Origin of the sequence: Escherichia sp. MOD1-EC5189 (assembly GCF_002966045.1) — a bacterium.
Classification (GTDB): Bacteria; Pseudomonadota; Gammaproteobacteria; order Enterobacterales; family Enterobacteriaceae; genus Escherichia; species Escherichia coli_F.
The window spans coordinates 1-25,705 of sequence record NZ_PTRX01000020.1 but is presented as its reverse complement, the minus strand read 5'-3'; the positions used below and the strand labels follow the sequence as shown (position 1 = coordinate 25,705).

The window sequence follows — 25,705 nt, the reverse complement described above, 5'->3', positions numbered from 1 at the left end:
TAAATTTATGCAACGCATTTGCATCAAGGTGATGAGTGTCACGAAAAAATGTTAAACCCTTCGGTAAAGTGTCTTTTTGCTTCTTCTGACTAAACCGATTCACAGAGGAGTTGTTTATGTCCAAGTCTGATGTTTTTCATCTCGGCCTCACTAAAAACGATTTACAAGGGGCTACGCTTGCCATCGTTCCTGGCGACCCGGATCGCGTGGAAAAAATTGCAACGCTGATGGAAAAGCCAGTTAAGCTGGCATCTCACCGCGAATTCACCACCTGGCGTGCTGAGCTGGATGGTAAACCTGTCATTGTTTGTTCTACTGGTATCGGTGGTCCTTCCACCTCTATTGCGGTTGAAGAGCTGGCACAGCTGGGTATCCGTACTTTCCTGCGTATTGGTACTACGGGCGCAATTCAGCCGCATATCAATGTCGGCGATGTGCTGGTGACCACTGCGTCTGTTCGTCTGGATGGCGCGAGCCTGCACTTCGCTCCGCTGGAGTTCCCGGCTGTCGCAGATTTCGAATGTACGACCGCGCTGGTTGAAGCGGCGAAGTCAATTGGTGCCACCACTCACGTTGGTGTGACGGCTTCTTCTGATACCTTCTACCCGGGTCAGGAACGTTACGATACTTACTCTGGTCGTGTAGTCCGTCACTTTAAAGGTTCTATGGAAGAGTGGCAGGCGATGGGCGTAATGAACTATGAAATGGAATCTGCAACCCTGCTGACCATGTGTGCAAGCCAGGGCCTGCGTGCGGGTATGGTGGCGGGCGTTATCGTCAATCGTACCCAGCAAGAGATCCCGAATGCTGAGACGATGAAACAAACCGAAAGCCAGGCGGTGAAAATCGTGGTGGAAGCAGCGCGTCGTCTGCTGAAATAAAAAAAGCTCCCCAACGTCGGGGAGCGATATCAATTACTGACGCCGTAAGCGCATAATTTTGCGGATTATTGGCGTCAGTAGCGTAAAGGCTGCCAGAGTCAGCAATGCCAGAGTGATCGGTCGGGTATACAGAAAGTCGAGTGACCCACCAGAAAGCGACAGCGCACGGCGAAAATTACTTTCCGCCATTGGCCCCATAATCAATGCCAGCACTACGGGTGATGCCGGATACCCCCCTTTTTGCATGAAATAGCCCACCACGCCTGCAATCAGCATAATGCCAACATCAAACAGGCTATTGTTCAACGCATAAGTCCCGACCACACAAAGTGCGAGGATCATCGGTGTGAGAATATTGCCGGGGATCTTCACCACGTTACCGATGACTTTCAAAGAGAGCAGTCCAAGAACTAGCAGCATGAAGTAACAAAAGATCATGCCGACAAACAGCGTATAAACCATATCGCCGTGGTCGGTAAACATCAGTGGGCCTGGCTGCATCCCTTGTAACGTTAACGCGCCCAGCATGATGGCAGTTACCGCATCGCCTGGGATCCCCAACGTCAGCATAGGTAACAATGCGCCACCGGTGCAGCCATTCGCGCCTGCCTCACAGGAGGCCACCGCCTTAATCTCACCCTTACCAAAGTTTTCGGGTGTCTTACTGAAACGACGAGTTTCGTTATAGGCAACAAAAGCCGCAATATCCGCCCCCGCACCGGGGATCATGCCGATAAAAACCCCTAATCCTGATGAGCGCAAAATGGTTAATGTGATGCGGCGTAGTGTTTGCCAGGGCAGTAACAGACTGCCAATAGCCACTTTCGCACCCTGACGAATTTGCTGGTTTTGTTCCATAGAACGGAACGCTTCTGAAGCAGCAAACAGACCAATCATCACCGGGATAAATGGCACATTCATCAGTTCCACAAACCCGCCCGTAAAGCGTGGAAAACCGCCCATCGGATCGAGGCCTATCGTTGCGATCATTAATCCGCCAATCCCGGCGATCAGCCCTTTAATCAGCGACTCACCGGAAATACTGGCAATAATGCTCAGTCCGAAGGTTGCCAGGGCGAAGGACTCCGAGGCACTAAATTTCAACGCCCAACTGGCAAGTACCGGAGAGAGAAACATCAATACGATAATGCTGAGCGTTCCACCGCTAAAAGAAGAGAACGTGGCGGCACTTAACGCCAGCCCGGCTTTTCCCTGCTTCGTCAGCTCATATCCGTCAATGGCGGTGGCAGCGGCGGCAGGCGTACCGGGAATTTTGAGCAAAATTGCGGTGATAGAACCACCATACACACCACCAAAAAAGACACCGCAAATCATCAATAAGCCAGAAACAGGCTCCATGCCGTAGGTGAAAGGCAGCAAAATCGCCACACCCATGGTCGCTGTCAGGCCAGGCAGAGCGCCAATCATAATACCCAGCATCACTCCAAACGTGGCAAACAGCAGCGCCTGAGGATTACTGAGTAATGTCGAAAACCCCTGAGTTAAAAGTTCACTTTCAAACATTGCAGGCCCCTGTTATTCGAAAAATGTGCCGACAGGCAATGGCACCTGTAACGCTTCGACAAACAGCAACCAGAGGATTGCCGTTAACAGCAGCGCAATACCCGGTGTGAGTACCCATCGCCTGTAGCCCATCAACGTCATAATGACGATGAGGAAAACAGGAGTAGTAATGAGATAACCGCAGTAGCTCATCGCCACAATATAAAACGCGGTTGCCACAATTCCTGTTGCCGTTTTCCTGAATGCCGGTTTTTCCTGTGCGTTGGCGCAAGGGACTGGTTTTGCCAGCAAAAGATCGCGTATCACCAGTAAGACAGCGAGCACAATCAGAGCGCAGGCATAGAAAGTAGGGAAGGCACTTGCACCGGGATCCGTTTCAATGGCAGTTGCTGGAAAATCAGCGGCATTAATTATCACCGCGCCAGCAACCACACAAAGTAACAGCGCCACCACCACGGTGGATGAAAGGCGCTTGCGGTGCGGTACGGCGAGTTGAGCAACAGACTGTTTTGTGTTCATCGACCGTACCTCGGGATTATTTTTTCAGGCCCAGCCGAGTTAGTAACTCGTCAAAGTACTGTTCCTGTTCGCTGATTTGGGTCTGGAAGCTGGCACCATCAAGCCATGCATAGTTGAGATTCAACTTTTGCAGAGCATCCTGGAATGCAGGCTCTTCAGCCGTCTCTTTTGCGGCCTTAGCCAGAACATCAACCACATCCTGCGGCGTTTTTTGCGACACGATCAGACCGCGCCAGGTGCCGATGGAGAGATCAACGCCTTTCTCTTTTAACGTCGGGACGTCAGGCATGGTTTTCATACGCTCATCAGCCATCACTACCAGTGTCTTCAGCTTGCCGCCTTTCACATGGTTGATAACTTCACCTGGGCTTACGGAAACCGCTTCAATATGCCCGCCTAACAGACCTGTAATGGCAGGAGCTGCGCCGTCATACGGGACATGGGAAAACTTTGCGCCCGTTTTGTCTTCCAGTGCAGCTGCCGCCAGATGCCAGATAGCTCCGGTTCCTGAGTTACCAATGCGTACTTTTCCGGGATTCGCTTTGGCGTAAGTCATAAATTCTTCATAGCTATTCCACGGCGCATCGGCACGGACGGTGATAGCCGCCGGATCCGCATTCAGACGGGCAATGGGTTTAAAGTCGCTGGTTTTAAAACGCACCATTCCGAGACTGGGAAGGGTGGTCAGTTCAACCGTGCCTAAACCCATTTTGTAACCGTTAGGGCGGGCAGCGGCGATTTCACTCAGGCCGATAGCGCCGCCACCGCCAGGTTTATTGATAACCCCGATGCTGACGGGCAAATGGTTTTTGGCGGCATCAGCAAAGGCACGGGCAACCAGATCCGTACCGCCTCCGGCCGCGTAGGGTACGACTAACTCGATCTGTTTGGTTGGCCAGGAGGCCGCCTGCACAGGCGCAGTGCTGAGGGCAGCGCCGGCAAGAAGTACCATTGCAGCCATTTTTTTCGGTAAGGTAAGATGTTTTATCATTGCTTTTATATCCCTATTTATCAGTTATTTGCTATTTAAATTGTTCCATGCGTTCATAAACAGTACTGCATTTTCATAGACTTGCTCTGGCGTCATGCCGGGGCGATATAGCGCAGAACCGAGGCCAAAGCCGTTTGCACCGTGGCTCAGATAACGCGCCATGGTTTCCGGAGTGATACCGCCAACCGGTAACATCGGAACGGATTGTGGAATAACCGCACGCCAGGCTTTGGTGACTTCAGGCGTAATTTGTTCAGCCGGGAACAGCTTGATGGCATTAGCACCATGCTCAATGGCAGCAAAGGCTTCGGTGGGCGTGGCGACGCCAGGCGCACAATACATACCCAGCGCACGGGCACGACGGATCACCGCAGTATCGCAATGCGGCATCACAATGATCTGACCTCCTGCCTCTTTAACCGCGACGACTTGTTCCACCGAAAGCACAGTTCCGGCTCCCACCAGGCAGTCCTTAGGCAGGGCGTCGCGCAGTAAACTGATACTTTGCAACGGCTCCGGCGAGTTCATGGGAATCTCAATCAGGCGAAATCCAGCGGCATACAGCTTTTCACCGATGGCGACAATCTCATCCGGTTTCACGCCGCGTAAAATGGCGACTAACCCGGTTTTTTGCAAAAGCGTATTAAATGGCATGAGTACATTCCCTGGCGTTGGTGGAGAGTAGCCCGGCAGCGTGGGCGATTCGCCATAACCCCTGTTCAGTGGCATTAGGAATGGCGTGTAGCTGTCTGTCGGGAAAAACGTGGCTGAATGCTTGTGAATAGCGGCTGTTCAGAGTGGCGCTACCGATTAAGGCGATCGGTGTTGTGGCGGGTAAATCACGTAGCAAACTGGATGCCAGACCGCATAATTCATGGCCTATCAGTAATCCTGAAAGGTAATCCCCCTGTGAGGACGGCGTAAGATTACTGGTCAGCAGGCGCGAACGGGTCGAAAACAGCGTCGATAATAATCCGGTCTGATGATGCTCTTGTGCTGCTTTCAGCCCATGGGTGAAGGCATCCCAGTGCGGTTCATCTCCCGAACGCATGGTGGCACCGAGAATCGAATGGCGGGATAAAACATCAAATAACTCGCCAGTCATAAAGGTTCGGAAATCGGTAATGGTGTTGTTTTCAACTACAGCCCATTTCGCATGTGTGCCAGGTAAGCCAATCAGCACAGGCATACCCTGATGGATCGCGTTTTGCAGGGCCGGTTCCATCGAGATAGCACCGAAGATTTGTGTCTCTTCACCACGCATCACTTCGGGCATTTCACCTTCTTTAATCACGCCAGGAATGATGTGCAGCATTGTCTGCTGCTGGTGGATAACAGGCGTCAACTGCTTTGCCAGACCCTCGAGAGTGACCGGGCAAGGTAAATAAGCTGCGGGTTTCCATCCTTGCGCACTGCCGATCATGCCGCAAGCCAGAACCGGGCATGGGGATTGTGCCAGCCAGTCGCCGCAGACACGTAAAAACGTATCGTGGAAAGCGTCCTCACGTGTTGCTGCCTGGGAGGGTAATTTCATGATCCCCCACGGGAATTCACGTTTTTCTTGTGGATTTGGTGAGTCGCCAAAACGCCATGCCCGAAGCGATGACGTTCCCCAGTCCAGGGCAATAAATGAGGTGTTTCCCGACATTAGCCGTTTCCTTTAGTCATGGTTTATTTATTTTTGCGGACGTGCTTACCCCAGCCCAGTTCAGCGGATATCTCTTCTGCACAGGATTTGACGTAAGGTGCCAGTTCTTCCAGACGCGCCAGTGACATATACGTAGTGGTGCTGGCGACAGAAATGGCCGCCACAATTTCATTCCGGGCGTTGTAAACCGGGGCTGCAACGCAACGGATAGTGGGCTCGTTCTCTTCCAGATCAAAAGCAAAACCACTGGCGGCATAACGGCGCATGTTTTGTATAAATGCGCCCAGTTTTGTTTCATCACCACAAGTCAAAAATAGCGTGCGCCACTCTTCTTCTGTTCGGTTGAGGATCAAAGCCTTACCGATTCCCGTAATCGCCAGAGGCATGCGATGGCCTGGGCGTGAGCGCATTTCCAGCCCGCGCTGGCTGTTGATCTTCTCCAGATACAGCACTTCGTCGCCTTCAACGATCCCCAGATGCACGGTGTCCAGGGTGTAACGGGCAAGGCGTTGCAAAACGGGCAGCGCAACTTCGTACAGCGAGGTGCTTTCCAGCGCTCTGGCACCGAATTCGATCAGTTTGGCGCCCAGTTGGTAGCCCTGCGTTGGGACGTGGCGCAGATAGCGTTGTTCCACCAGAACGGTGACTAAACGATGGGTTGTGCTCCGGGTCGTGCCGGTGAACTCGCCGATACTTTTCAGGTCATGGCAGCCGTTATAAACAGCATTAAGAACCGCCAGCCCGCGTAATAACGTTTGTGCGCCAGCGGTGGTTGAAGAGGTATCTGCCATACGTTTCTCCTGATGATATTGCTGAAGTGTTCCACATAATGACGTGGGGAAAAGGTGATATATCCCACAATATAAACTACGTCTCATATTGTGGGATAAAATAATAAAAATTAAGGATCGTTTTGCGTAGCGCCTCGCAGGAAACTTCTTTCAAACTGGACGTTTGTACAGCACAATTCTATTTTGTGCGGGTAAGTAATGAGGCTGGAGGCGTTGTGGATATCTCAATCATGGTTTACGCAGTTATTGCGTTGGTGAGCGTGGCGATTGGCTGGCTGATTGCCAGTTATCAGCATGCGCAGCAAAAAGCCGAGCAATTCGCTGAACGTGAAGAGATGGTCGCGGAGTTAAGTGCGGCAAAACAACAAATTACCCAAAGCGAACATTGGCGTGCTGAGTGCGAGTTACTCAATAATGAAGTGCGCAGTCTGCAAAGCATTAACACCTCGCTGGAGGCGGATCTGCGTGAAGTCACCACGCGAATGGAGGCCGTACAGCAACATGCTGACGATAAAATTCGCCAAATGATCAACAGCGAACAGCGCCTCAGTGAGCAGTTTGAAAACCTCGCCAACCGTATTTTCGAGCACAGCAATCGCCGGGTTGATGAGCAAAACCGTCAGAGTCTGAACAGCCTGTTGTCGCCACTACGTGAACAACTGGACGGTTTTCGTCGTCAGGTTCAGGACAGTTTCGGTAAAGAAGCACAAGAACGCCATACCCTGACTCACGAAATACGCAATCTCCAGCAGCTCAACGCGCAAATGGCCCAGGAAGCGATCAACCTGACGCGTGCGCTGAAAGGCGACAATAAAACCCAGGGCAACTGGGGCGAGGTAGTATTGACGCGTGTGCTGGAGGCTTCCGGTCTGCGTGAAGGGTATGAATATGAAACCCAGGTCAGCATCGAAAATGACGCCCGCTCGCGGATGCAGCCGGATGTCATCGTGCGGCTGCCGCAGGGCAAAGATGTGGTGATCGACGCCAAAATGACGCTGGTTGCCTATGAACGTTATTTCAACGCTGAAGATGACTACACACGTGAAAGCGCGCTACAGGAACATATCGCGTCGGTGCGTAACCACATCCGCTTGCTGGGGCGTAAAGATTATCAACAGCTGCCGGGGCTACGAACGCTGGATTACGTGCTGATGTTTATCCCTGTTGAGCCCGCATTTTTACTGGCGCTTGACCGCCAGCCGGAGCTGATCACCGAAGCGTTGAAAAACAATATTATGCTGGTTAGCCCGACCACGCTGCTGGTGGCGCTGCGCACTATCGCCAACCTCTGGCGCTATGAGCATCAAAGCCGCAACGCTCAGAAAATAGCCGATCGTGCCAGCAAGTTGTACGACAAAATGCGCTTGTTTGTCGATGATATGTCCGCGATTGGTCAAAGTCTGGACAAAGCACAGGACAACTATCGTCAGGCAATGAAAAAACTCTCTTCAGGTCGCGGAAATGTGCTGGCGCAAGCAGAAGCGTTTCGCGGTTTAGGAGTAGAAATTAAACGCGAGATTAATCCGGATTTGGCTGAACAAGCGGTGAGCCAGGATGAAGAGTATCGACTGCGGTCGGTACCGGAGCAGCCGAATGATGAAGCTTATCAACGCGATGATGAATATAATCAGCAGTCGCGCTAGCCCATTGGGGGTAGTTAAGCCGGGTAGAAATCTAGGGCATCGACGCCCAATCTGTTACACTTCTGGAACAATTTTTTGATGAGCAGGCATTGAGATGGTGGATAAGTCACAAGAAACGACGCACTTTGGTTTTCAGACCGTCGCGAAGGAACAAAAAGCGGATATGGTCGCCCACGTTTTCCATTCCGTGGCATCGAAATACGATGTCATGAATGATTTGATGTCTTTTGGCATACATCGTTTGTGGAAACGCTTCACGATTGATTGCAGTGGCGTACGCCGCGGGCAGACCGTGCTGGATCTGGCAGGCGGTACTGGCGACCTGACAGCGAAATTCTCCCGCCTGGTGGGTGAAACTGGCAAAGTGGTCCTTGCTGATATCAATGAATCCATGCTCAAAATGGGCCGCGAGAAGCTGCGTAATATTGGTGTGATTGGCAACGTTGAGTATGTTCAGGCGAACGCTGAGGCGCTGCCGTTCCCGGATAACACCTTTGATTGCATCACCATTTCGTTTGGTCTGCGTAACGTCACTGACAAAGATAAAGCTCTGCGTTCAATGTATCGCGTTCTGAAACCTGGCGGCCGACTGCTGGTGCTTGAGTTCTCGAAGCCGATTATCGAGCCGTTAAGTAAGGCCTATGACGCTTACTCCTTCCATGTGCTGCCGCGTATTGGCTCACTGGTCGCGAACGACGCTGACAGCTACCGTTATCTGGCTGAATCTATCCGCATGCATCCCGATCAGGACACCCTGAAAGCTATGATGCAGGATGCTGGATTCGAAAGTGTCGACTATTACAACCTGACGGCAGGGGTTGTGGCGCTGCATCGTGGTTATAAGTTCTGACAGGAGACCGGAAATGCCTTTTAAACCTTTAGTGACGGCAGGAATTGAAAGTCTGCTCAACACCTTCCTGTATCGTTCACCCGCGCTGAAAACGGCCCGCTCGCGTCTGCTGGGTAAAGTTTTGCGCGTGGAGGTAAAAGGCTTTTCGACGTCATTGATTCTGGTGTTCAGCGAACGCCAGGTCGATGTGCTGGGCGAATGGGCAGGAGATGCTGACTGCACCGTTATCGCCTACGCCAGCGTGTTGCCGAAACTTCGCGATCGCCAGCAGCTTGCTGCGTTAATTCGCAGCGGTGAGCTGGAAGTACAGGGCGATATTCAGGTGGTGCAAAACTTCGTTGCGCTGGCAGATCTGGCAGAGTTCGACCCTGCGGAACTGCTGGCCCCTTATACCGGTGATATCGCCGCTGAAGGTATCAGCAAAGCCCTGCGCGGAGGCGCAAAGCTCCTGCATCACGGTATTAAACGCCAGCAACGTTATGTGGCGGAAGCCATTACTGAAGAGTGGCGTATGGCACCCGGTGCACTTGAAGTGGCCTGGTTTGCGGAAGAGACGGCTGCCGTCGAGCGTGCTGTTGATGCCCTGACCAAACGGCTGGAAAAACTGGAGGCTAAATGACGCCAGGTGAAGTACGGCGCCTATATTTCATCATTCGCACTTTTTTAAGCTACGGACTTGATGAACTGATCCCTAAAATGCGTATCACCCTGCCGTTACGACTATGGCGATACTCATTATTCTGGATGCCGAATCGGCATAAAGACAAACCATTAGGTGAGCGACTACGACTGGCTCTGCAAGAACTGGGGCCAGTGTGGATCAAGTTCGGGCAGATGCTGTCTACCCGCCGCGACCTTTTTCCTCCGCATATTGCCGATCAGCTGGCGTTATTGCAGGACAAAGTTGCTCCGTTTGATGGCAAGCTTGCGAAGCAACAGATTGAAGCTGCAATGGGCGGTTTGCCGGTAGAAGCGTGGTTTGACGATTTTGAAATCAAGCCGCTGGCGTCTGCTTCTATTGCTCAGGTTCATACCGCACGATTGAAATCGAATGGCAAAGAGGTGGTGATTAAAGTTATCCGCCCGGATATTTTGCCGGTGATTAAAGCGGATCTGAAACTTATCTACCGTCTGGCTCGCTGGGTGCCGCGTTTGCTGCCGGATGGTCGCCGTCTGCGCCCAACCGAAGTGGTGCGCGAGTACGAAAAGACATTGATTGATGAACTGAATTTGCTGAGGGAATCTGCCAACGCCATTCAGCTTCGGCGCAATTTTGAAGACAGCCCGATGCTCTACATCCCGGAAGTTTACCCTGACTATTGTAGTGAAGGGATGATGGTGATGGAGCGCATTTACGGCATTCCGGTTTCAGATGTCGCGGCGCTGGAGAAAAACGGCACCAACATGAAGTTGCTGGCAGAACGCGGCGTGCAGGTGTTCTTCACTCAGGTCTTTCGCGACAGCTTTTTCCATGCCGATATGCACCCTGGCAACATCTTTGTAAGCTATGAACACCCGGAAAACCCGAAATATATCGGCATTGATTGCGGGATTGTTGGCTCGCTAAACAAAGAAGATAAACGCTATCTGGCGGAAAACTTTATCGCCTTCTTTAATCGCGATTATCGCAAAGTGGCAGAGCTACACGTCGATTCAGGCTGGGTGCCGCCAGATACCAACGTTGAAGAGTTCGAATTTGCCATTCGTACGGTCTGTGAACCTATCTTTGAGAAACCGCTAGCCGAAATTTCGTTTGGACATGTACTGTTAAATCTGTTTAATACGGCGCGTCGCTTCAATATGGAAGTGCAGCCGCAACTGGTGTTACTCCAGAAAACCCTGCTCTACGTCGAAGGGGTAGGTCGCCAGCTTTATCCGCAGCTCGATTTATGGAAAACGGCGAAGCCTTTCCTGGAGTCGTGGATTAAAGATCAGGTCGGTATTCCTGCGCTGGTGAGAGCATTTAAAGAAAAAGCGCCGTTCTGGGTCGAAAAAATGCCAGAACTGCCTGAACTGGTTTACGACAGTTTGCGCCAGGGCAAGTATTTACAGCACAGTGTTGATAAGATTGCCCGCGAGCTTCAGTCAAATCATGTACGTCAGGGACAATCGCGTTATTTTCTCGGAATTGGCGCTACGTTAGTATTAAGCGGCACATTCTTGTTGGTCAGCCGCCCTGAATGGGGGTTGATGCCCGGCTGGTTAATGGCAGGTGGTCTGATCGCCTGGTTTGTCGGTTGGCGCAAAACACGCTGATTTTTTCATCGCTCAAGGCGGGCCGTGTAACGTATAATGCGGCCTTGTTTAATCATCATCTACCACAGAGGAACATGTATGGGTGGTATCAGTATTTGGCAGTTATTGATTATTGCCGTCATCGTTGTACTGCTTTTTGGCACCAAAAAGCTCGGCTCCATCGGTTCCGATCTTGGTGCGTCGATCAAAGGCTTTAAAAAAGCAATGAGCGATGATGAACCAAAGCAGGATAAAACCAGTCAGGATGCTGATTTTACTGCGAAAACTATCGCCGATAAGCAGGCTGATACGAATCAGGAACAGGCTAAAACAGAAGACGCGAAGCGCCACGATAAAGAGCAGGTGTAATCCGTGTTTGATATCGGTTTTAGCGAACTGCTATTGGTGTTCATCATCGGCCTCGTCGTTCTGGGGCCGCAACGACTGCCTGTGGCGGTAAAAACGGTAGCGGGCTGGATTCGCGCGTTGCGTTCACTGGCGACAACGGTGCAGAACGAACTGACCCAGGAGTTAAAACTCCAGGAGTTTCAGGACAGCCTGAAAAAGGTTGAAAAGGCGAGCCTCACTAACCTGACGCCCGAACTGAAAGCGTCGATGGATGAACTACGCCAGGCCGCGGAGTCGATGAAGCGTTCCTACGTTGCAAACGATCCTGAAAAGGCGAGCGATGAAGCGCACACCATCCATAACCCGGTGGTGAAAGATAATGAAGCTGCGCATGAAGGCGTAACGCCTGCCGCTGCACAAACGCAGGCCAGTTCGCCGGAACAGAAGCCAGAAACCACGCCAGAGCCGGCGGTAAAACCTGCTGCGGACGCTGAACCGAAAACCGCTGCACCTTCCCCTTCGTCGAGTGATAAACCGTAAACATGTCTGTAGAAGATACTCAACCGCTTATCACGCACCTGATTGAGCTGCGTAAGCGTCTGCTGAACTGCATTATCGCGGTGATCGTGATATTCCTGTGTCTGGTCTATTTCGCCAATGACATCTATCACCTGGTATCCGCGCCATTGATCAAGCAGTTGCCGCAAGGTTCAACGATGATCGCCACCGACGTGGCCTCACCGTTCTTTACGCCGATCAAGCTGACCTTTATGGTGTCGCTGATTCTGTCAGCGCCGGTGATTCTCTATCAGGTGTGGGCGTTTATCGCCCCAGCGCTGTATAAGCATGAACGTCGCCTGGTGGTGCCGCTGCTGGTTTCCAGCTCTCTGTTGTTTTATATCGGCATGGCGTTCGCCTACTTTGTGGTCTTTCCTCTGGCATTTGGCTTCCTTGCCAATACCGCGCCGGAAGGGGTACAGGTATCCACCGACATCGCCAGCTATTTAAGCTTCGTTATGGCGTTGTTTATGGCGTTTGGTGTCTCCTTTGAAGTGCCGGTGGCAATTGTGTTGCTGTGCTGGATGGGGATTACCTCGCCAGAAGACTTACGCAAAAAACGTCCGTATGTGCTGGTTGGCGCATTCGTCGTCGGGATGTTGCTGACGCCGCCGGATGTCTTCTCGCAAACGCTGCTGGCGATCCCGATGTACTGCTTGTTTGAAATCGGTGTCTTCTTCTCACGCTTTTACGTTGGTAAGGGTCGAAACCGGGAAGAGGAAAACGACGCTGAAGCAGAAAGCGAAAAAACTGAAGAATAAATTCAACCGCCCGTCAGGGCGGTTGTCATATGGAGTACAGGATGTTTGATATCGGCGTTAATTTGACCAGTTCGCAATTTGCGAAAGACCGTGATGATGTTGTAGCACGCGCTTTTGACGCAGGAGTTGATGGGCTGCTCATCACTGGCACTAACCTGCACGAAAGCCAGCAGGCACAAAAACTGGCGCGTCAGTATTCATCCTGTTGGTCAACGGCGGGCGTGCATCCTCATGACAGCAGCCAGTGGCAAGCAGCGACCGAAGAAGCGATCATTGAACTGGCCTCGCAGCCAGAAGTGGTGGCGATTGGTGAGTGTGGCCTCGACTTTAACCGCAACTTTTCTACACCAGAAGAGCAGGAACGTGCTTTTGTTGCTCAGCTACGCATTGCTGCAGAATTAAACATGCCAGTATTTATGCACTGTCGCGATGCCCACGATCGGTTTATAACCTTGCTGGAGCCGTGGCTGGATAAACTGCCTGGTGCAGTTCTTCATTGCTTTACCGGCACACGCGAAGAGATGCAGGCGTGCGCGGCGCGTGGAATTTATATCGGCATTACCGGTTGGGTTTGCGATGAACGACGCGGGCTGGAGCTGCGGGAATTGTTGCCGTTGATTCCGGCGGAGAAATTGCTGATCGAAACTGATGCGCCGTATTTGCTCCCGCGCGATCTCACGCCGAAGCCATCATCCCGGCGCAACGAGCCAGCCCATCTGCCCCATATTTTGCAACGTATTGCGCACTGGCGTGGAGAAGATGCCGCATGGCTGGCTGCCACCACGGATGCCAATGTTAAAACACTGTTTGGGATTGCGTTTTAGAGTTTGCGGAACTCGGTGTTCTTCACACTGTGCTTAATCTCTTTATTAATAAGATTAAGCAATAGCATGGAGCGAGCCTCACCGTCGGGTTCGGTGAAAATGGCCTGGAAACCTTCGAATGCGCCTTCGGTAATAATTACCTTATCACCCGGATAAGGGGTCGCCGGATCAACAATGTCTTTCGGTTTATACACCGACAGCTGATGAATCACCGCTGATGGGACTATCGCTGGCGACGCGCCAAAGCGCACGAAGTGGCTGACGCCGCGGGTCGCACTGATGGTTGTGGTATGAATCACTTCCGGATCAAATTCCACAAACAGGTAATTGGGGAACAGTGGTTCACTGACTGCGGTTCGTTTGCCTCGCACGATTTTTTCCAGGGTGATCATCGGCGCCAGGCAATTCACCGCCTGTCTTTCGAGGTGTTCCTGGGCACGTTGAAGTTGCCCGCGCTTGCAGTACAGTAAATACCAGGATTGCATAATGACTCTTATCCGTTTAATCGGGGCGCAAGGATAGCAAAAGCTTTACGCTAAGTTAATTATATTCCCCGGTTTGCGTTATACCGTCAGAGTTCACGCTAATTTAACAAATTTACAGCATCGCAAAGATGAACGCCGTATAATGGGCGCAGATTAAGAGGCTACAATGGATGCCATGAAATATAACGATTTACGCGACTTCCTGACGCTGCTTGAACAGCAGGGTGAGCTAAAACGTATCACTCTCCCGGTGGATCCGCATCTGGAAATCACTGAAATTGCTGACCGCACTTTGCGTGCAGGTGGGCCTGCGTTGTTGTTCGAAAACCCTAAAGGCTACTCAATGCCGGTGCTGTGCAACCTGTTCGGTACGCCAAAGCGCGTGGCGATGGGCATGGGGCAGGAAGATGTTTCGGCGCTGCGTGAAGTTGGTAAATTATTGGCGTTTCTGAAAGAGCCGGAGCCGCCAAAAGGTTTCCGCGACCTGTTTGATAAACTGCCGCAGTTTAAACAAGTATTGAACATGCCGACAAAGCGACTGCGTGGTGCGCCCTGCCAACAAAAAATCGTCTCTGGCGATGACGTCGATCTTAACCGCATTCCCATTATGACCTGCTGGCCGGAAGATGCCGCGCCGCTGATTACCTGGGGGCTGACCGTAACGCGCGGCCCGAATAAAGAACGGCAGAATCTGGGCATTTATCGCCAGCAGCTAATTGGTAAAAACAAACTGATTATGCGCTGGCTGTCGCATCGCGGCGGCGCGCTGGATTATCAGGAGTGGTGTGCGGCGCATCCTGGCGAACGTTTCCCGGTTTCTGTGGCGCTGGGTGCTGATCCCGCCACGATTCTCGGTGCAGTCACCCCCGTTCCGGATACGCTTTCAGAGTATGCGTTTGCCGGATTGCTGCGCGGCACCAAGACCGAAGTGGTGAAGTGTATCTCCAATGACCTTGAAGTGCCCGCCAGTGCGGAGATTGTGCTGGAAGGGTATATCGAACAAGGCGAAACTGCGCCGGAAGGGCCGTATGGCGACCACACTGGTTACTATAACGAAGTCGATAGTTTCCCGGTATTCACCGTGACGCATATTACCCAGCGTGAAGATGCGATTTACCATTCCACCTATACCGGGCGTCCGCCAGATGAACCCGCGGTACTGGGCGTGGCGTTGAACGAAGTGTTCGTGCCGATTCTGCAAAAACAGTTCCCGGAAATTGTCGATTTTTACCTGCCGCCGGAAGGCTGTTCTTATCGTCTGGCGGTAGTGACGATCAAAAAACAGTACGCCGGACACGCGAAGCGCGTCATGATGGGCGTCTGGTCGTTCTTACGCCAGTTTATGTACACTAAATTTGTGATCGTTTGCGATGATGACGTCAACGCCCGCGACTGGAACGATGTGATTTGGGCGATTACCACCCGTATGGACCCGGTGCGGGACACGGTGTTGGTCGAAAATACGCCTATTGATTATCTGGATTTTGCCTCGCCTGTCTCCGGGCTGGGTTCAAAAATGGGGCTGGATGCCACGAATAAATGGCCGGGGGAAACCCAGCGTGAATGGGGACGTCCCATCAAAAAAGATCCGGATGTTGTCGCGCATATTGACGCCATCTGGGATGAGTTGGCTATTTTTAACAACGGTAAAAGCGCCTGATGCGCGTTTGTTTTGCCCTATTTATCGATCCGACAGAGAAAGCGCATGACAACCTTAAGCTGTAAAGTGACCTCGGTAGAAGCTATCACCGATACCGTATATCGTGTTCGAATCGTGCCAGACGCGGCCTTTTCTTTTCGTGCTGGTCAGTATTTGATGGTGGTGATGGATGAGCGCGATAAACGTCCATTCTCAATGGCTTCGACGCCGGATGAAAAAGAGTTTATCGAGCTGCATATTGGCGCTTCTGAAATCAACCTTTACGCGAAAGCAGTCATGGACCGTATCCTCAAAGATCATCAAATCGTGGTCGATATTCCCCACGGAGAAGCGTGGCTGCGCGATGATGAAGAGCGTCCGATGATTTTGATTGCGGGCGGCACCGGGTTCTCTTATGCCCGCTCGATTTTGCTGACAGCGTTGGCGCGTAACCCAAACCGTGATATCACCATTTACTGGGGCGGGCGTGAAGAGCAGCATCTGTATGATCTCTGCGAGCTTGAGGCGCTTTCGTTGAAGCATCCTGGTCTACAAGTGGTGCCGGTGGTTGAACAACCGGAAGCGGGCTGGCGTGGGCGTACTGGCACCGTGTTAACGGCGGTATTGCAGGATCACGGTACCCTGGCAGAGCATGATATCTATATTGCCGGACGTTTTGAGATGGCGAAAATTGCCCGTGACCTGTTTTGCAGTGAGCGTAATGCGCGGGAAGATCGCCTGTTTGGCGATGCGTTTGCGTTTATCTGAGATATAAAAAACCCGCCCCTGACAGGCGGGAAGAACGGCAACTAAAACTTTATACAGTGATACAGTGGCATTTAGATCTATGTCGCATCCGGCAATCGATGCACGATGCCTGATGCGACGCTGGTGCGTCTTATCAGGCCTACATTGGTGCCGGGTCGGTAGGCCGGATAAGGCGTTTACGCCGCATCCGGCAATCGATGCCTGATGCGGCGCTGGCGCGTCTTATCAGGCCTACATTAGTGCCGGGTCGGTAGACCGGATAAGGCATTCACGCCGCATCTGGCAAGTGGTTAAACCCGCTCAAACACCGTTGCAATACCCTGACCCAGACCGATACACATCGTCGCCAGACCAAACTGAACGTCTTTGCGTTCCATCAGATTCAGCAGCGTGGTGCTGATACGCGCACCGGAACAACCCAGCGGATGACCCAGCGCGATCGCGCCACCGTTGAGGTTGATCTTCTCGTCAATCTGCTCCATTAGCCCCAGATCTTTAATACATGGCAGGATCTGCGCGGCAAAAGCTTCATTCATTTCAAACACGCCGATATCGCTGGCAGAAAGCCCCGCTTTTTTCAGCGCCAGCTTCGAGGCTGGAACCGGGCCGTAACCCATAATCGACGGGTCACAACCAACGACCGCCATCGAACGTACGCGGGCGCGTGGCTTAAGACCTAATTCACGAGCGCGGCTTTCACTCATCACCAGCATGGCTGCAGCGCCATCGGAGAGAGCGGAAGACGTACCCGCCGTTACCGTGCCGCTGACTGGATCGAACGCCGGACGCAGCGTGGCGAGGGCTTCCACGGTGGTTTCCGGCCGAATCACTTCGTCGTAATTAAACTGCTTCAGGACGCCGTCGGCATCGTGACCACCGGTCGGGATGATTTCATTTTTAAATGCGCCCGACTGCGTGGCGGCCCAGGCGCGGGCGTGTGATCGCGCGGCAAAGGCATCCTGCATTTCACGGCTGATACCGTGCATACGCGCTAGCATTTCTGCCGTTAAGCCCATCATGCCCGCCGCTTTGGCGACATTGCGGCTCAGGCCGGGGTGAAAATCGACGCCGTGACTCATCGGCACATGGCCCATATGCTCCACGCCGCCAACCAGACATGCCTGCGCATCGCCGGTCATGATCATTCGTGCTGCGTCATGCAGTGCCTGCATGGATGAACCACACAAGCGATTGACGGTCACCGCCGGGACAGAGTGTGGTACTTCTGCCAACAGCGCCGCGTTACGGGCGATATTAAAACCTTGCTCCAGCGTCTGCTGTACACAGCCCCAGTAAATATCGTCGAGGGCAGCCGCTTCCAGCGCCGGGTTACGCGCCAGCAGGCTACGCATTAAATGAGCGGAGAGATCTTCCGCACGCACGTTACGAAAAGCACCGCCCTTCGAACGGCCCATCGGGGTACGAATTGCATCGACAATGACAACCTGTTCCATTGTGACTCCTTAAGCCGTTTTCAGGTCGCCAACCGGACGGGCTGGCTCAACCGGGGGATAGTACGGTTCGTTATGACGCGCTTTATTACGCAGACCTTCCGGCACTTCATACAGCGGGCCGAGGTGCTGATATTGCTGTGCCATATCGAGATATTTCGCGCTGCCGAGGGTGTCCAGCCAGCGGAACGCGCCGCCGTGGAACGGAGGGAAGCCCAGGCCGTAGACCAGTGCCATATCGGCTTCTGCCGGAGTGGCGATAATGCCTTCCTCCAGACAACGCACCACTTCGTTGACCATCGGGATCATCATGCGGGCGATAATCTCTTCCTCGCTAAAATCGCGCTTCGGCTGGCTGACTTCTGCCAGCAGGTCGTCAACGGCGGTATCTTCTTCTTTCTTCGGCTTACCTTTGCTGTCTTCTTTATAACGCCAGAAACCAAGGCCGTTCTTCTGACCAAAACGGTTGGCATCAAACAGTGCGTCGATGGCGTCGCGATAATCTTTCTGCATCCGCTGCGGGAAACCTGCTGCCATCACTGCCTGGGCGTGATGCGCGGTATCAATGCCCACGACATCCAGCAGGTATGCCGGACCCATCGGCCAGCCAAACTGTTTTTCCATCACTTTGTCGATCTTGCGGAAGTCTGCGCCGTCGCGCAGTAACTGGCTGAATCCGGCGAAGTAGGGGAACAGCACGCGGTTAACAAAGAAGCCGGGGCAGTCGTTAACCACAATCGGCGTTTTACCCATCTTGCTCGCCCATGCGACAACTTTCGCGATGGTTTCGTCGGAGCTTTTCTCACCGCGAATAATTTCTACCAACGGCATTCGGTGCACTGGGTTAAAGAAATGCATCCCGCAGAAGTTTTCCGGGCGTTCCAGCGCGTTGGCCAGTTCGCTGATAGGAATGGTTGAAGTATTGGAAGCCAGCACGGTATCCGGGCGTACTTTCTGCTCGGTTTCTGCCAGCACGGCTTTTTTCACTTTCGGGTTTTCGACAACCGCTTCTACCACAACGTCCACGCGATCAAACCCGGCGTAGTCGAGCGTTGGATGAATCGTGGAGATCACGCCAGCCAGTTTCAGACCGTCGATCTTGCCGCGCTCAAGCTGCTTGTTCAGCAGTTTCGCGGCTTCGGTCATGCCGAGGGTTAACGACTTGTCGTTGATATCTTTCATGACAACCGGCACGCCTTTCCACGCAGACTGGTAAGCGATGCCGCCGCCCATAATGCCTGCGCCCAGCACAGCGGCCTGTTTCGGGGTTTCAACATCTTTGGTGAGTTTCTTCGCTTTACCTTTTACATATTGATCGTTAAGGAAAATGCCGACCAGTGCGCGAGCTTCGTTGGTATGCGCCAGCGGGACAAAACTTTTGTTTTCCAGATTTAATGCTTCTTCACGACCAAAACGGGCAGCCGCTTCAATGGTTTTTACTGCGGTGATGGGTGCGGGGTAATGTTTCCCTGCTGTTTGTGCGACCATTCCTTTAGCGATGGTGAAGCTCATGGTGGCTTCAATCTTGCTCAGTTTTAGCGGTTCCAGCTTCGGCTGACGTTTCGCTTTCCAGTCGAGGTCGCCGTTAATGGCCTGACGTAAAATCGCCTTCGCGCCTTCAACCAGTTTTTCTGCTTTGACTACGCCATCCACCAGACCGATTTTCAGCGCCTGATCCGCGCCGACATCTTTACCGGCGGCAATGATTTCCAGCGCACTATCAGCACCGAGCATACGTGGCATACGTACAGAACCGCCAAAGCCCGGCATAATGCCCAGTTTGGTTTCCGGCAGACCGATGCGCAGATCTGGCGTCGCCAGACGATAATCGGTCGCCAGCACACATTCGCAGCCACCACCCAGCGCATAGCCGTTGACGGCAGCAATGGTCGGCACCGGCAGATCTTCCAGGCGATTAAACACGCTATTGGCAAAATGCAGCCACTGGCTTAACTGTTCTTCAGGAACGAGGAACAGGGACAAAAATTCGGTGATATCAGCACCGACGATAAAGGCTGCTTTGTTCGAACGTAGCAGCAGCCCTTTTAGATCTGATTGCTGTTCCAGCACGCCGATGGCCTCGCCGAGGCTGGCGACGGTCGCAGTGTCGAGTTTATTAACTGAACCTGGGGCATCAAATACCAGTTCGGCAATGCCATCTTCCAGCCAGTCAAGGTACAGGGTGTCGCCTTTGTAAAGCATGTCAGTCTCCTGAATCCGCAAGGTGATCTGGTCGTACCAGATGCATCGAAGTGTGTATTTTGTGTTAAAAATATGCAAATAAAAGATTAAAGAAATGCCGATCTGATCACGCTCGGCAGAAATCACGCTCTGGATGAACGATGTGCTAAGATGCGGAGACTTAAGGTCAAAAAAACAGAAGGGTAAAAAATGGAATCACTGGCCTCGCTCTATAAAAATCATATAGCTACCTTACAAGAACGGACTCGCGATGCGCTGGCGCGCTTCAAACTGGATGCGTTACTTATTCACTCCGGCGAACTGTTCAACGTTTTTCTCGACGATCATCCCTATCCGTTTAAAGTGAACCCGCAATTCAAAGCGTGGGTGCCGGTAACTCAGGTGCCAAACTGCTGGCTGCTGGTAGATGGCGTGAACAAGCCGAAACTGTGGTTTTATCTGCCGGTTGATTACTGGCACAACGTCGAACCACTGCCGACCTCCTTCTGGACTGAGGACGTGGAAGTAATTGCGCTGCCGAAAGCCGATGGCATTGGTAGCCTGTTGCCAGCTGCGCGCGGCAATATCGGGTATATCGGCCCGGTGCCGGAACGTGCGCTGCAACTGGGTATTGAGGCCAGCAATATCAACCCGAAAGGGGTGATCGACTACCTGCATTACTACCGCTCCTTCAAAACCGAGTACGAACTGGCCTGTATGCGTGAAGCGCAGAAAATGGCGGTCAACGGTCATCGCGCGGCAGAAGAAGCGTTCCGTTCTGGCATGAGCGAGTTCGATATCAACATTGCCTATCTGACCGCGACCGGTCATCGTGATACCGACGTGCCTTACAGCAACATTGTGGCGCTCAACGAACACGCTGCGGTACTGCATTACACCAAACTGGACCATCAGGCACCGGAAGAGATGCGCAGCTTCCTGCTGGATGCCGGGGCAGAATATAACGGCTATGCGGCTGACCTGACTCGTACCTGGTCGGCAAAAAGCGACAACGACTATGCACAGCTGGTGAAAGACGTAAATGATGAACAACTGGCGCTGATCGCCACCATGAAAGCAGGCGTCAGCTATGTGGATTACCACATCCAGTTTCATCAGCGTATCGCCAAACTGCTGCGTAAACATCAAATCATCACCGATATGAGTGAAGAGGCGATGGTCGAAAATGATCTTACCGGACCGTTTATGCCGCATGGTATCGGCCATCCGCTGGGCCTGCAGGTGCATGACGTGGCCGGTTTTATGCAGGATGATAGCGGTACACACCTCGCGGCACCGGCAAAATATCCGTACCTGCGCTGCACCCGTATTCTTCAGCCGGGTATGGTGTTAACCATCGAACCGGGTATCTACTTCATCGAATCACTGCTGGCGCCGTGGCGTGAAGGGCAGTTCAGCAAGCACTTCAACTGGCAGAAAATTGAAGCACTGAAACCGTTCGGCGGCATTCGTATCGAAGACAACGTGGTGATCCACGAAAACAACGTGGAAAACATGACCCGGGATCTGAAACTGGCGTGATGGAAAGCTGGTTAATTCCTGCGGCACCGGTCACGGTTGTTGAAGAGATCAAAAAGAGCCGCTTCATAACGATGTTGGCGCATACCGATGGCGTTGAGGCGGCGAAAGCGTTTGTTGAATCGGTGCGAGCAGAACACCCCGATGCCCGCCACCATTGCGTGGCGTGGGTAGCTGGCGCACCGGATGATTCTCAACAACTGGGTTTCTCTGATGACGGGGAACCGGCGGGAACGGCAGGTAAACCGATGCTCGCCCAACTTATGGGCAGCGGCGTCGGGGAAATTACCGCCGTGGTGGTGCGCTACTACGGCGGCATATTGCTGGGCACCGGTGGGTTAGTGAAAGCGTATGGCGGCGGCGTGAATCAGGCACTGCGCCAGCTAACGACCCAACGCAAGACGCCATTAACCGAATATACTTTGCAATGTGAATATAGTCAGTTAACCGGCATTGAAGCGTTGCTGGGGCAGTGTGGCGGCAAAATTATCAACAGTGATTATCAGGCATTCGTTCTGCTGCGGGTGGCGCTTCCGGCGGCGAAAGTGGCTGAATTTTCCGCAAAGCTGGCGGATTTTAGCCGTGGTTCATTGCAATTGTTAGCGATTGAAGAATAATCCCCACTTCGTTTTGCAGAACTAAGGAAGCGGCAGAGATGCATTTTCGCGCCATTACCCGAATCGTTGGACTACTGGTCATCTTATTTTCAGGGACCATGATTATCCCTGGGCTGGTAGCACTCATCTACCGGGATGGAGCGGGCCGCGCTTTTACCCAGACCTTTTTTGTCGCCCTCGCCATTGGCTCTATGCTGTGGTGGCCGAACCGCAAAGAGAAGGGCGAACTGAAATCCCGTGAAGGGTTTCTGATAGTGGTGCTGTTCTGGACCGTGTTGGGTAGCGTCGGTGCGCTCCCTTTTATCTTTTCGGAAAGCCCAAACCTCACGATTACCGATGCGTTTTTTGAATCTTTCTCCGGTCTGACTACCACGGGGGCCACTACGCTGGTGGGACTGGATACACTTCCTCACGCAATCCTCTTTTATCGCCAGATGCTGCAATGGTTTGGCGGGATGGGGATCATCGTTTTGGCGGTTGCGATACTGCCTATCCTCGGCGTGGGTGGGATGCAGCTCTATCGCGCGGAAATGCCCGGCCCGCTGAAAGATAACAAAATGCGCCCGCGAATTGCTGAAACGGCGAAAACTCTGTGGTTGATTTATGTCTTGCTGACCGTCGCCTGTGCGCTGGCGTTGTGGTTTGCCGGAATGGATGCCTTTGATGCCATCGGCCATAGCTTTGCGACTATCGCTATTGGCGGCTTCTCGACACATGATGCCAGTATCGGTTATTTCGACAGCCCGACTATTAACACCATCATTGCTATCTTCCTGCTGATCTCCGGCTGTAACTACGGTCTTCACTTTTCACTGTTAAGTGGGCGTAGTCTGAAGGTTTATTGGCGCGATCCGGAATTTCGCATGTTTATCGGCGTACAGTTTACGTTGGTGGTTATTTGTACCCTCGTGCTGTGGTTTCATAATGTCTACAGTTCGGCGCTGATGACAATTAACCAGGCGTTTTTCCAGGTGGTGTCGATGGCGACAACCGCCGGGTTTACGACAGATAGCATTGCCCGCTGGCCGCTCTTTTTGCCGGTACTGCTTTTATGTTCAGCATTTATTGGCGGTTGCGCCGGGTCTACGGGCGGTGGCCTGAAAGTGATCCGCATTCTGCTGCTGTTTAAGCAGGGGAACCGTGAGCTGAAACGACTGGTGCATCCGAACGCCGTTTACAGCATTAAGCTAGGGAATCGCGCACTGCCGGAACGTATCCTCGAAGCTGTTTGGGGATTTTTCTCTGCCTATGCATTGGTGTTTATTGTCAGTATGCTGGCGATTATCGCCACGGGTGTTGATGACTTTTCTGCCTTTGCCTCGGTTGTTGCGACATTGAATAACCTGGGGCCAGGGCTTGGCGTGGTTGCTGATAACTTTACCAGTATGAACCCGGTGGCTAAATGGATCCTGATTGCCAACATGCTGTTTGGTCGTCTCGAGGTCTTTACATTGCTGGTGCTCTTTACCCCGACTTTCTGGCGTGAATGATGGAGTAATACGTGAAAACATTAATTCTTTTCTCAACAAGGGACGGACAAACGCGCGAGATTGCCTCCTACCTGGCTTCGGAACTGAAAGAATTGGGGATCCAGGCAGATGTCGCTAATGTGCATCGCATTGAAGAACCCCAGTGGGAAAACTACGATCGCGTGGTCATTGGCGCTTCTATTCGCTACGGTCACTACCATTCTGCGTTCCAGGAATTTGTCAAAAAGCATGCGACGCGGCTGAACTCGATGCCGAGCGCCTTTTACTCCGTAAACCTGGTGGCGCGCAAACCGGAGAAGCGTACTCCACAGACCAATAGCTACGCGCGGAAGTTTCTGATGAGTTCACAATGGCGTCCCGATCGCTGTGCCGTCATTGCCGGGGCGCTACGTTATCCACGTTACCGCTGGTACGACCGCTTTATGATCAAGCTGATTATGAAGATGTCAGGCGGTGAAACGGATACGCGCAAAGAAGTTGTCTATACCGATTGGCAGCAGGTGGCGAATTTCGCCCGAGAAATCGCCCATTTAACCGACAAACCGACGCTGAAATAAGCATAAAGAGTAAAAAATGCGCGGTCGGAAAATTATTTTAAATTTCCTCTTGTCAGGCCGGAATAACTCCCTATAATGCGCCACCACTGACACGGAACAACGGCAAACACGCCGCCGGGTCAGCGAGGTTCTCCTGAGAATCTCGACAGAGAAAAGCAAAAAAATGCTTGACTCTGTAGCGGGAAAGCGTATTATGCACACCCCGCGCCGCTGAGAAAAAGCGAAGCGGCACTGCTCTTTAACAATTTATCAGACAATCTGTGTGGGCACTCGAAGATACGGATTCTTAACGTCGCAAGACGAAAAATGAATACCAAGTCTCAAGAGTGAACACGTAATTCATTACGAAGTTTAATTCTTTGAGCATCAAACTTTTAAATTGAAGAGTTTGATCATGGCTCAGATTGAACGCTGGCGGCAGGCCTAACACATGCAAGTCGAACGGTAACAGGAATCAGCTTGCTGATTCGCTGACGAGTGGCGGACGGGTGAGTAATGTCTGGGAAACTGCCTGATGGAGGGGGATAACTACTGGAAACGGTAGCTAATACCGCATAACGTCGCAAGACCAAAGAGGGGGACCTTCGGGCCTCTTGCCATCGGATGTGCCCAGATGGGATTAGCTAGTAGGTGGGGTAACGGCTCACCTAGGCGACGATCCCTAGCTGGTCTGAGAGGATGACCAGCCACACTGGAACTGAGACACGGTCCAGACTCCTACGGGAGGCAGCAGTGGGGAATATTGCACAATGGGCGCAAGCCTGATGCAGCCATGCCGCGTGTATGAAGAAGGCCTTCGGGTTGTAAAGTACTTTCAGCGGGGAGGAAGGGAGTAAAGTTAATACCTTTGCTCATTGACGTTACCCGCAGAAGAAGCACCGGCTAACTCCGTGCCAGCAGCCGCGGTAATACGGAGGGTGCAAGCGTTAATCGGAATTACTGGGCGTAAAGCGCACGCAGGCGGTTTGTTAAGTCAGATGTGAAATCCCCGGGCTCAACCTGGGAACTGCATCTGATACTGGCAAGCTTGAGTCTCGTAGAGGGGGGTAGAATTCCAGGTGTAGCGGTGAAATGCGTAGAGATCTGGAGGAATACCGGTGGCGAAGGCGGCCCCCTGGACGAAGACTGACGCTCAGGTGCGAAAGCGTGGGGAGCAAACAGGATTAGATACCCTGGTAGTCCACGCCGTAAACGATGTCGACTTGGAGGTTGTGCCCTTGAGGCGTGGCTTCCGGAGCTAACGCGTTAAGTCGACCGCCTGGGGAGTACGGCCGCAAGGTTAAAACTCAAATGAATTGACGGGGGCCCGCACAAGCGGTGGAGCATGTGGTTTAATTCGATGCAACGCGAAGAACCTTACCTGGTCTTGACATCCACGGAAGTTTTCAGAGATGAGAATGTGCCT

The 25,705-nt window shown here is 52.6% G+C and carries 24 protein-coding genes and 1 rRNA gene; 16 read left to right on the top strand and 9 right to left on the bottom strand.

The features are described 5' to 3' along the window. Positions 1–116 precede the first annotated feature (116 nt). The gene (udp, locus tag ATB02_RS17080) at positions 117–881 is read left to right on the top strand and encodes a uridine phosphorylase (RefSeq protein WP_105271943.1); all 765 of its coding nucleotides are present in this window, start codon (positions 117–119) and stop codon (positions 879–881) included. Between the two features lie 33 nt (positions 882–914). Here udp and ATB02_RS17075 read toward each other — a convergent pair whose 3' ends face one another. The 6 genes from ATB02_RS17075 to ATB02_RS17050 are packed head-to-tail and all read right to left on the bottom strand — an operon-like array spanning position 915 to position 6,354. Then, positions 915–2,405 carry a tripartite tricarboxylate transporter permease gene (locus ATB02_RS17075; RefSeq protein ID WP_105271942.1) on the bottom strand — a complete coding sequence of 497 codons (1,491 nt, stop codon included), beginning with the start codon at positions 2,403–2,405 and terminating at the stop codon, positions 915–917. Between the two features lie 12 nt (positions 2,406–2,417). Continuing rightward, positions 2,418–2,924: a tripartite tricarboxylate transporter TctB family protein gene (locus ATB02_RS17070; RefSeq protein WP_105271941.1), complete on the bottom strand. Its 507-nt coding sequence runs from the start codon at positions 2,922–2,924 to the stop codon at positions 2,418–2,420. Between the two features lie 16 nt (positions 2,925–2,940). Continuing rightward, positions 2,941–3,915 (bottom strand): Bug family tripartite tricarboxylate transporter substrate binding protein, encoded by a 975-nt coding sequence (locus ATB02_RS17065; protein WP_105271940.1) that lies wholly within the window; start codon positions 3,913–3,915, stop codon positions 2,941–2,943. 24 nt (positions 3,916–3,939) lie between these two features. Then, positions 3,940–4,569, bottom strand: a complete 630-nt coding sequence (locus ATB02_RS17060; RefSeq protein ID WP_105271939.1) for a 2-dehydro-3-deoxy-6-phosphogalactonate aldolase — start codon at positions 4,567–4,569, stop codon at positions 3,940–3,942. Then, the gene (locus tag ATB02_RS17055; RefSeq protein ID WP_105271938.1) at positions 4,559–5,563 is read right to left on the bottom strand and encodes a 2-dehydro-3-deoxygalactonokinase; all 1,005 of its coding nucleotides are present in this window, start codon (positions 5,561–5,563) and stop codon (positions 4,559–4,561) included. Before ATB02_RS17055 ends, ATB02_RS17060 begins: the two co-directional genes overlap by 11 nt. Positions 5,564–5,586: 23 nt before the next feature. Beyond that, positions 5,587–6,354, bottom strand: a complete 768-nt coding sequence (locus ATB02_RS17050) for an IclR family transcriptional regulator (protein WP_105271937.1) — start codon at positions 6,352–6,354, stop codon at positions 5,587–5,589. Between the two features lie 215 nt (positions 6,355–6,569). Between ATB02_RS17050 and rmuC the strand changes: the two genes are divergently transcribed. The 8 genes from rmuC to tatD all read left to right on the top strand — a co-directional run bounded on the left by rmuC (position 6,570) and on the right by tatD (position 13,573). Continuing rightward, positions 6,570–7,997 (top strand): DNA recombination protein RmuC, encoded by a 1,428-nt coding sequence (gene rmuC / locus ATB02_RS17045; protein ID WP_032185577.1) that lies wholly within the window; start codon positions 6,570–6,572, stop codon positions 7,995–7,997. Positions 7,998–8,091: 94 nt separating this feature from the next. Next, positions 8,092–8,847 carry a bifunctional demethylmenaquinone methyltransferase/2-methoxy-6-polyprenyl-1,4-benzoquinol methylase UbiE gene (gene ubiE, locus ATB02_RS17040; protein ID WP_000227958.1) on the top strand — a complete coding sequence of 252 codons (756 nt, stop codon included), beginning with the start codon at positions 8,092–8,094 and terminating at the stop codon, positions 8,845–8,847. Between the two features lie 13 nt (positions 8,848–8,860). Beyond that, positions 8,861–9,466, top strand: coding sequence for a ubiquinone biosynthesis protein UbiJ (ubiJ, locus tag ATB02_RS17035; protein WP_105271936.1), 606 nt, complete (start codon positions 8,861–8,863; stop codon positions 9,464–9,466). After that, positions 9,463–11,103 (top strand): ubiquinone biosynthesis regulatory protein kinase UbiB, encoded by a 1,641-nt coding sequence (gene ubiB / locus ATB02_RS17030; protein ID WP_000187543.1) that lies wholly within the window; start codon positions 9,463–9,465, stop codon positions 11,101–11,103. The genes ubiJ and ubiB overlap by 4 nt, the downstream gene beginning before the upstream one ends. A 78-nt stretch (positions 11,104–11,181) precedes the next feature. Further along, entirely contained in the window at positions 11,182–11,451 is a 270-nt protein-coding gene (gene tatA, locus ATB02_RS17025; RefSeq protein WP_001295260.1) for a Sec-independent protein translocase subunit TatA, read from the top strand. Between the two features lie 3 nt (positions 11,452–11,454). Beyond that, entirely contained in the window at positions 11,455–11,970 is a 516-nt protein-coding gene (gene tatB / locus ATB02_RS17020) for a Sec-independent protein translocase protein TatB (protein WP_032185580.1), read from the top strand. 2 nt (positions 11,971–11,972) lie between these two features. Continuing rightward, positions 11,973–12,749 carry a Sec-independent protein translocase subunit TatC gene (gene tatC, locus ATB02_RS17015; protein ID WP_000109943.1) on the top strand — a complete coding sequence of 259 codons (777 nt, stop codon included), beginning with the start codon at positions 11,973–11,975 and terminating at the stop codon, positions 12,747–12,749. 41 nt (positions 12,750–12,790) lie between these two features. Beyond that, the gene (gene tatD, locus ATB02_RS17010) at positions 12,791–13,573 is read left to right on the top strand and encodes a 3'-5' ssDNA/RNA exonuclease TatD (protein WP_010362352.1); all 783 of its coding nucleotides are present in this window, start codon (positions 12,791–12,793) and stop codon (positions 13,571–13,573) included. Here the strand turns inward: tatD and rfaH are convergent. Further along, complete coding sequence (gene rfaH, locus ATB02_RS17005) at positions 13,570–14,058, bottom strand: transcription/translation regulatory transformer protein RfaH (RefSeq protein WP_001192404.1); 489 nt, start codon at positions 14,056–14,058, stop codon at positions 13,570–13,572. The two genes, tatD and rfaH, sit on opposite strands and share 4 nt — an antisense overlap. Before the next feature lie 166 nt (positions 14,059–14,224). On the opposite strand from rfaH, the gene ubiD reads away from it, so the two are divergent. Then, the gene (gene ubiD / locus ATB02_RS17000) at positions 14,225–15,718 is read left to right on the top strand and encodes a 4-hydroxy-3-polyprenylbenzoate decarboxylase (RefSeq protein WP_105271935.1); all 1,494 of its coding nucleotides are present in this window, start codon (positions 14,225–14,227) and stop codon (positions 15,716–15,718) included. A gap of 45 nt (positions 15,719–15,763) precedes the next feature. Continuing rightward, positions 15,764–16,465 (top strand): NAD(P)H-flavin reductase, encoded by a 702-nt coding sequence (gene fre, locus ATB02_RS16995; RefSeq protein ID WP_032185583.1) that lies wholly within the window; start codon positions 15,764–15,766, stop codon positions 16,463–16,465. 290 nt (positions 16,466–16,755) lie between these two features. Here the strand turns inward: fre and fadA are convergent, their stop codons facing one another. Next, the gene (fadA, locus tag ATB02_RS16990) at positions 16,756–17,919 is read right to left on the bottom strand and encodes an acetyl-CoA C-acyltransferase FadA (RefSeq protein ID WP_000438749.1); all 1,164 of its coding nucleotides are present in this window, start codon (positions 17,917–17,919) and stop codon (positions 16,756–16,758) included. Positions 17,920–17,928: 9 nt separating this feature from the next. Then, positions 17,929–20,118, bottom strand: coding sequence for a fatty acid oxidation complex subunit alpha FadB (gene fadB / locus ATB02_RS16985; RefSeq protein ID WP_105271934.1), 2,190 nt, complete (start codon positions 20,116–20,118; stop codon positions 17,929–17,931). 189 nt (positions 20,119–20,307) lie between these two features. Between fadB and pepQ the strand changes: the two genes are divergently transcribed. The 5 genes from pepQ to ATB02_RS16960 all read left to right on the top strand — a co-directional run. After that, positions 20,308–21,639 carry a Xaa-Pro dipeptidase gene (gene pepQ / locus ATB02_RS16980; RefSeq protein ID WP_000444561.1) on the top strand — a complete coding sequence of 444 codons (1,332 nt, stop codon included), beginning with the start codon at positions 20,308–20,310 and terminating at the stop codon, positions 21,637–21,639. Continuing rightward, the gene (locus ATB02_RS16975; RefSeq protein WP_097470667.1) at positions 21,639–22,253 is read left to right on the top strand and encodes an IMPACT family protein; all 615 of its coding nucleotides are present in this window, start codon (positions 21,639–21,641) and stop codon (positions 22,251–22,253) included. The genes pepQ and ATB02_RS16975 overlap by 1 nt, the downstream gene beginning before the upstream one ends. Before the next feature lie 38 nt (positions 22,254–22,291). Further along, complete coding sequence (gene trkH, locus ATB02_RS16970) at positions 22,292–23,743, top strand: Trk system potassium transporter TrkH (RefSeq protein WP_000545683.1); 1,452 nt, start codon at positions 22,292–22,294, stop codon at positions 23,741–23,743. An 11-nt stretch (positions 23,744–23,754) separates the two neighbouring features. After that, positions 23,755–24,300: a menaquinone-dependent protoporphyrinogen IX dehydrogenase gene (gene hemG, locus ATB02_RS16965; RefSeq protein ID WP_032185585.1), complete on the top strand. Its 546-nt coding sequence runs from the start codon at positions 23,755–23,757 to the stop codon at positions 24,298–24,300. Positions 24,301–24,676: 376 nt separating this feature from the next. Beyond that, positions 24,677–25,705: ribosomal RNA gene (locus ATB02_RS16960) — 16S ribosomal RNA — on the top strand; the annotation flags it as partial.

What these genes read in the sequence shown, in the direction of transcription:
- udp (WP_105271943.1), top strand. Translation starts at nt 117, where the DNA reads ATGTCCAAGTCTGATGTTTTTCATCTCGGCCTCACTAAAAACGATTTA.
- ATB02_RS17075 (WP_105271942.1), bottom strand. Translation starts at nt 2,405, where the DNA reads ATGTTTGAAAGTGAACTTTTAACTCAGGGGTTTTCGACATTACTCAGT.
- ATB02_RS17070 (WP_105271941.1), bottom strand. Translation starts at nt 2,924, where the DNA reads ATGAACACAAAACAGTCTGTTGCTCAACTCGCCGTACCGCACCGCAAG.
- ATB02_RS17065 (WP_105271940.1), bottom strand. Translation starts at nt 3,915, where the DNA reads ATGATAAAACATCTTACCTTACCGAAAAAAATGGCTGCAATGGTACTT.
- ATB02_RS17060 (WP_105271939.1), bottom strand. Translation starts at nt 4,569, where the DNA reads ATGCCATTTAATACGCTTTTGCAAAAAACCGGGTTAGTCGCCATTTTA.
- ATB02_RS17055 (WP_105271938.1), bottom strand. Translation starts at nt 5,563, where the DNA reads ATGTCGGGAAACACCTCATTTATTGCCCTGGACTGGGGAACGTCATCG.
- ATB02_RS17050 (WP_105271937.1), bottom strand. Translation starts at nt 6,354, where the DNA reads ATGGCAGATACCTCTTCAACCACCGCTGGCGCACAAACGTTATTACGC.
- ubiE (WP_000227958.1), top strand. Translation starts at nt 8,092, where the DNA reads ATGGTGGATAAGTCACAAGAAACGACGCACTTTGGTTTTCAGACCGTC.
- ubiJ (WP_105271936.1), top strand. Translation starts at nt 8,861, where the DNA reads ATGCCTTTTAAACCTTTAGTGACGGCAGGAATTGAAAGTCTGCTCAAC.
- ubiB (WP_000187543.1), top strand. Translation starts at nt 9,463, where the DNA reads ATGACGCCAGGTGAAGTACGGCGCCTATATTTCATCATTCGCACTTTT.
- tatA (WP_001295260.1), top strand. Translation starts at nt 11,182, where the DNA reads ATGGGTGGTATCAGTATTTGGCAGTTATTGATTATTGCCGTCATCGTT.
- tatC (WP_000109943.1), top strand. Translation starts at nt 11,973, where the DNA reads ATGTCTGTAGAAGATACTCAACCGCTTATCACGCACCTGATTGAGCTG.
- tatD (WP_010362352.1), top strand. Translation starts at nt 12,791, where the DNA reads ATGTTTGATATCGGCGTTAATTTGACCAGTTCGCAATTTGCGAAAGAC.
- rfaH (WP_001192404.1), bottom strand. Translation starts at nt 14,058, where the DNA reads ATGCAATCCTGGTATTTACTGTACTGCAAGCGCGGGCAACTTCAACGT.
- ubiD (WP_105271935.1), top strand. Translation starts at nt 14,225, where the DNA reads ATGGATGCCATGAAATATAACGATTTACGCGACTTCCTGACGCTGCTT.
- fre (WP_032185583.1), top strand. Translation starts at nt 15,764, where the DNA reads ATGACAACCTTAAGCTGTAAAGTGACCTCGGTAGAAGCTATCACCGAT.
- fadA (WP_000438749.1), bottom strand. Translation starts at nt 17,919, where the DNA reads ATGGAACAGGTTGTCATTGTCGATGCAATTCGTACCCCGATGGGCCGT.
- fadB (WP_105271934.1), bottom strand. Translation starts at nt 20,118, where the DNA reads ATGCTTTACAAAGGCGACACCCTGTACCTTGACTGGCTGGAAGATGGC.
- pepQ (WP_000444561.1), top strand. Translation starts at nt 20,308, where the DNA reads ATGGAATCACTGGCCTCGCTCTATAAAAATCATATAGCTACCTTACAA.
- ATB02_RS16975 (WP_097470667.1), top strand. Translation starts at nt 21,639, where the DNA reads ATGGAAAGCTGGTTAATTCCTGCGGCACCGGTCACGGTTGTTGAAGAG.
- trkH (WP_000545683.1), top strand. Translation starts at nt 22,292, where the DNA reads ATGCATTTTCGCGCCATTACCCGAATCGTTGGACTACTGGTCATCTTA.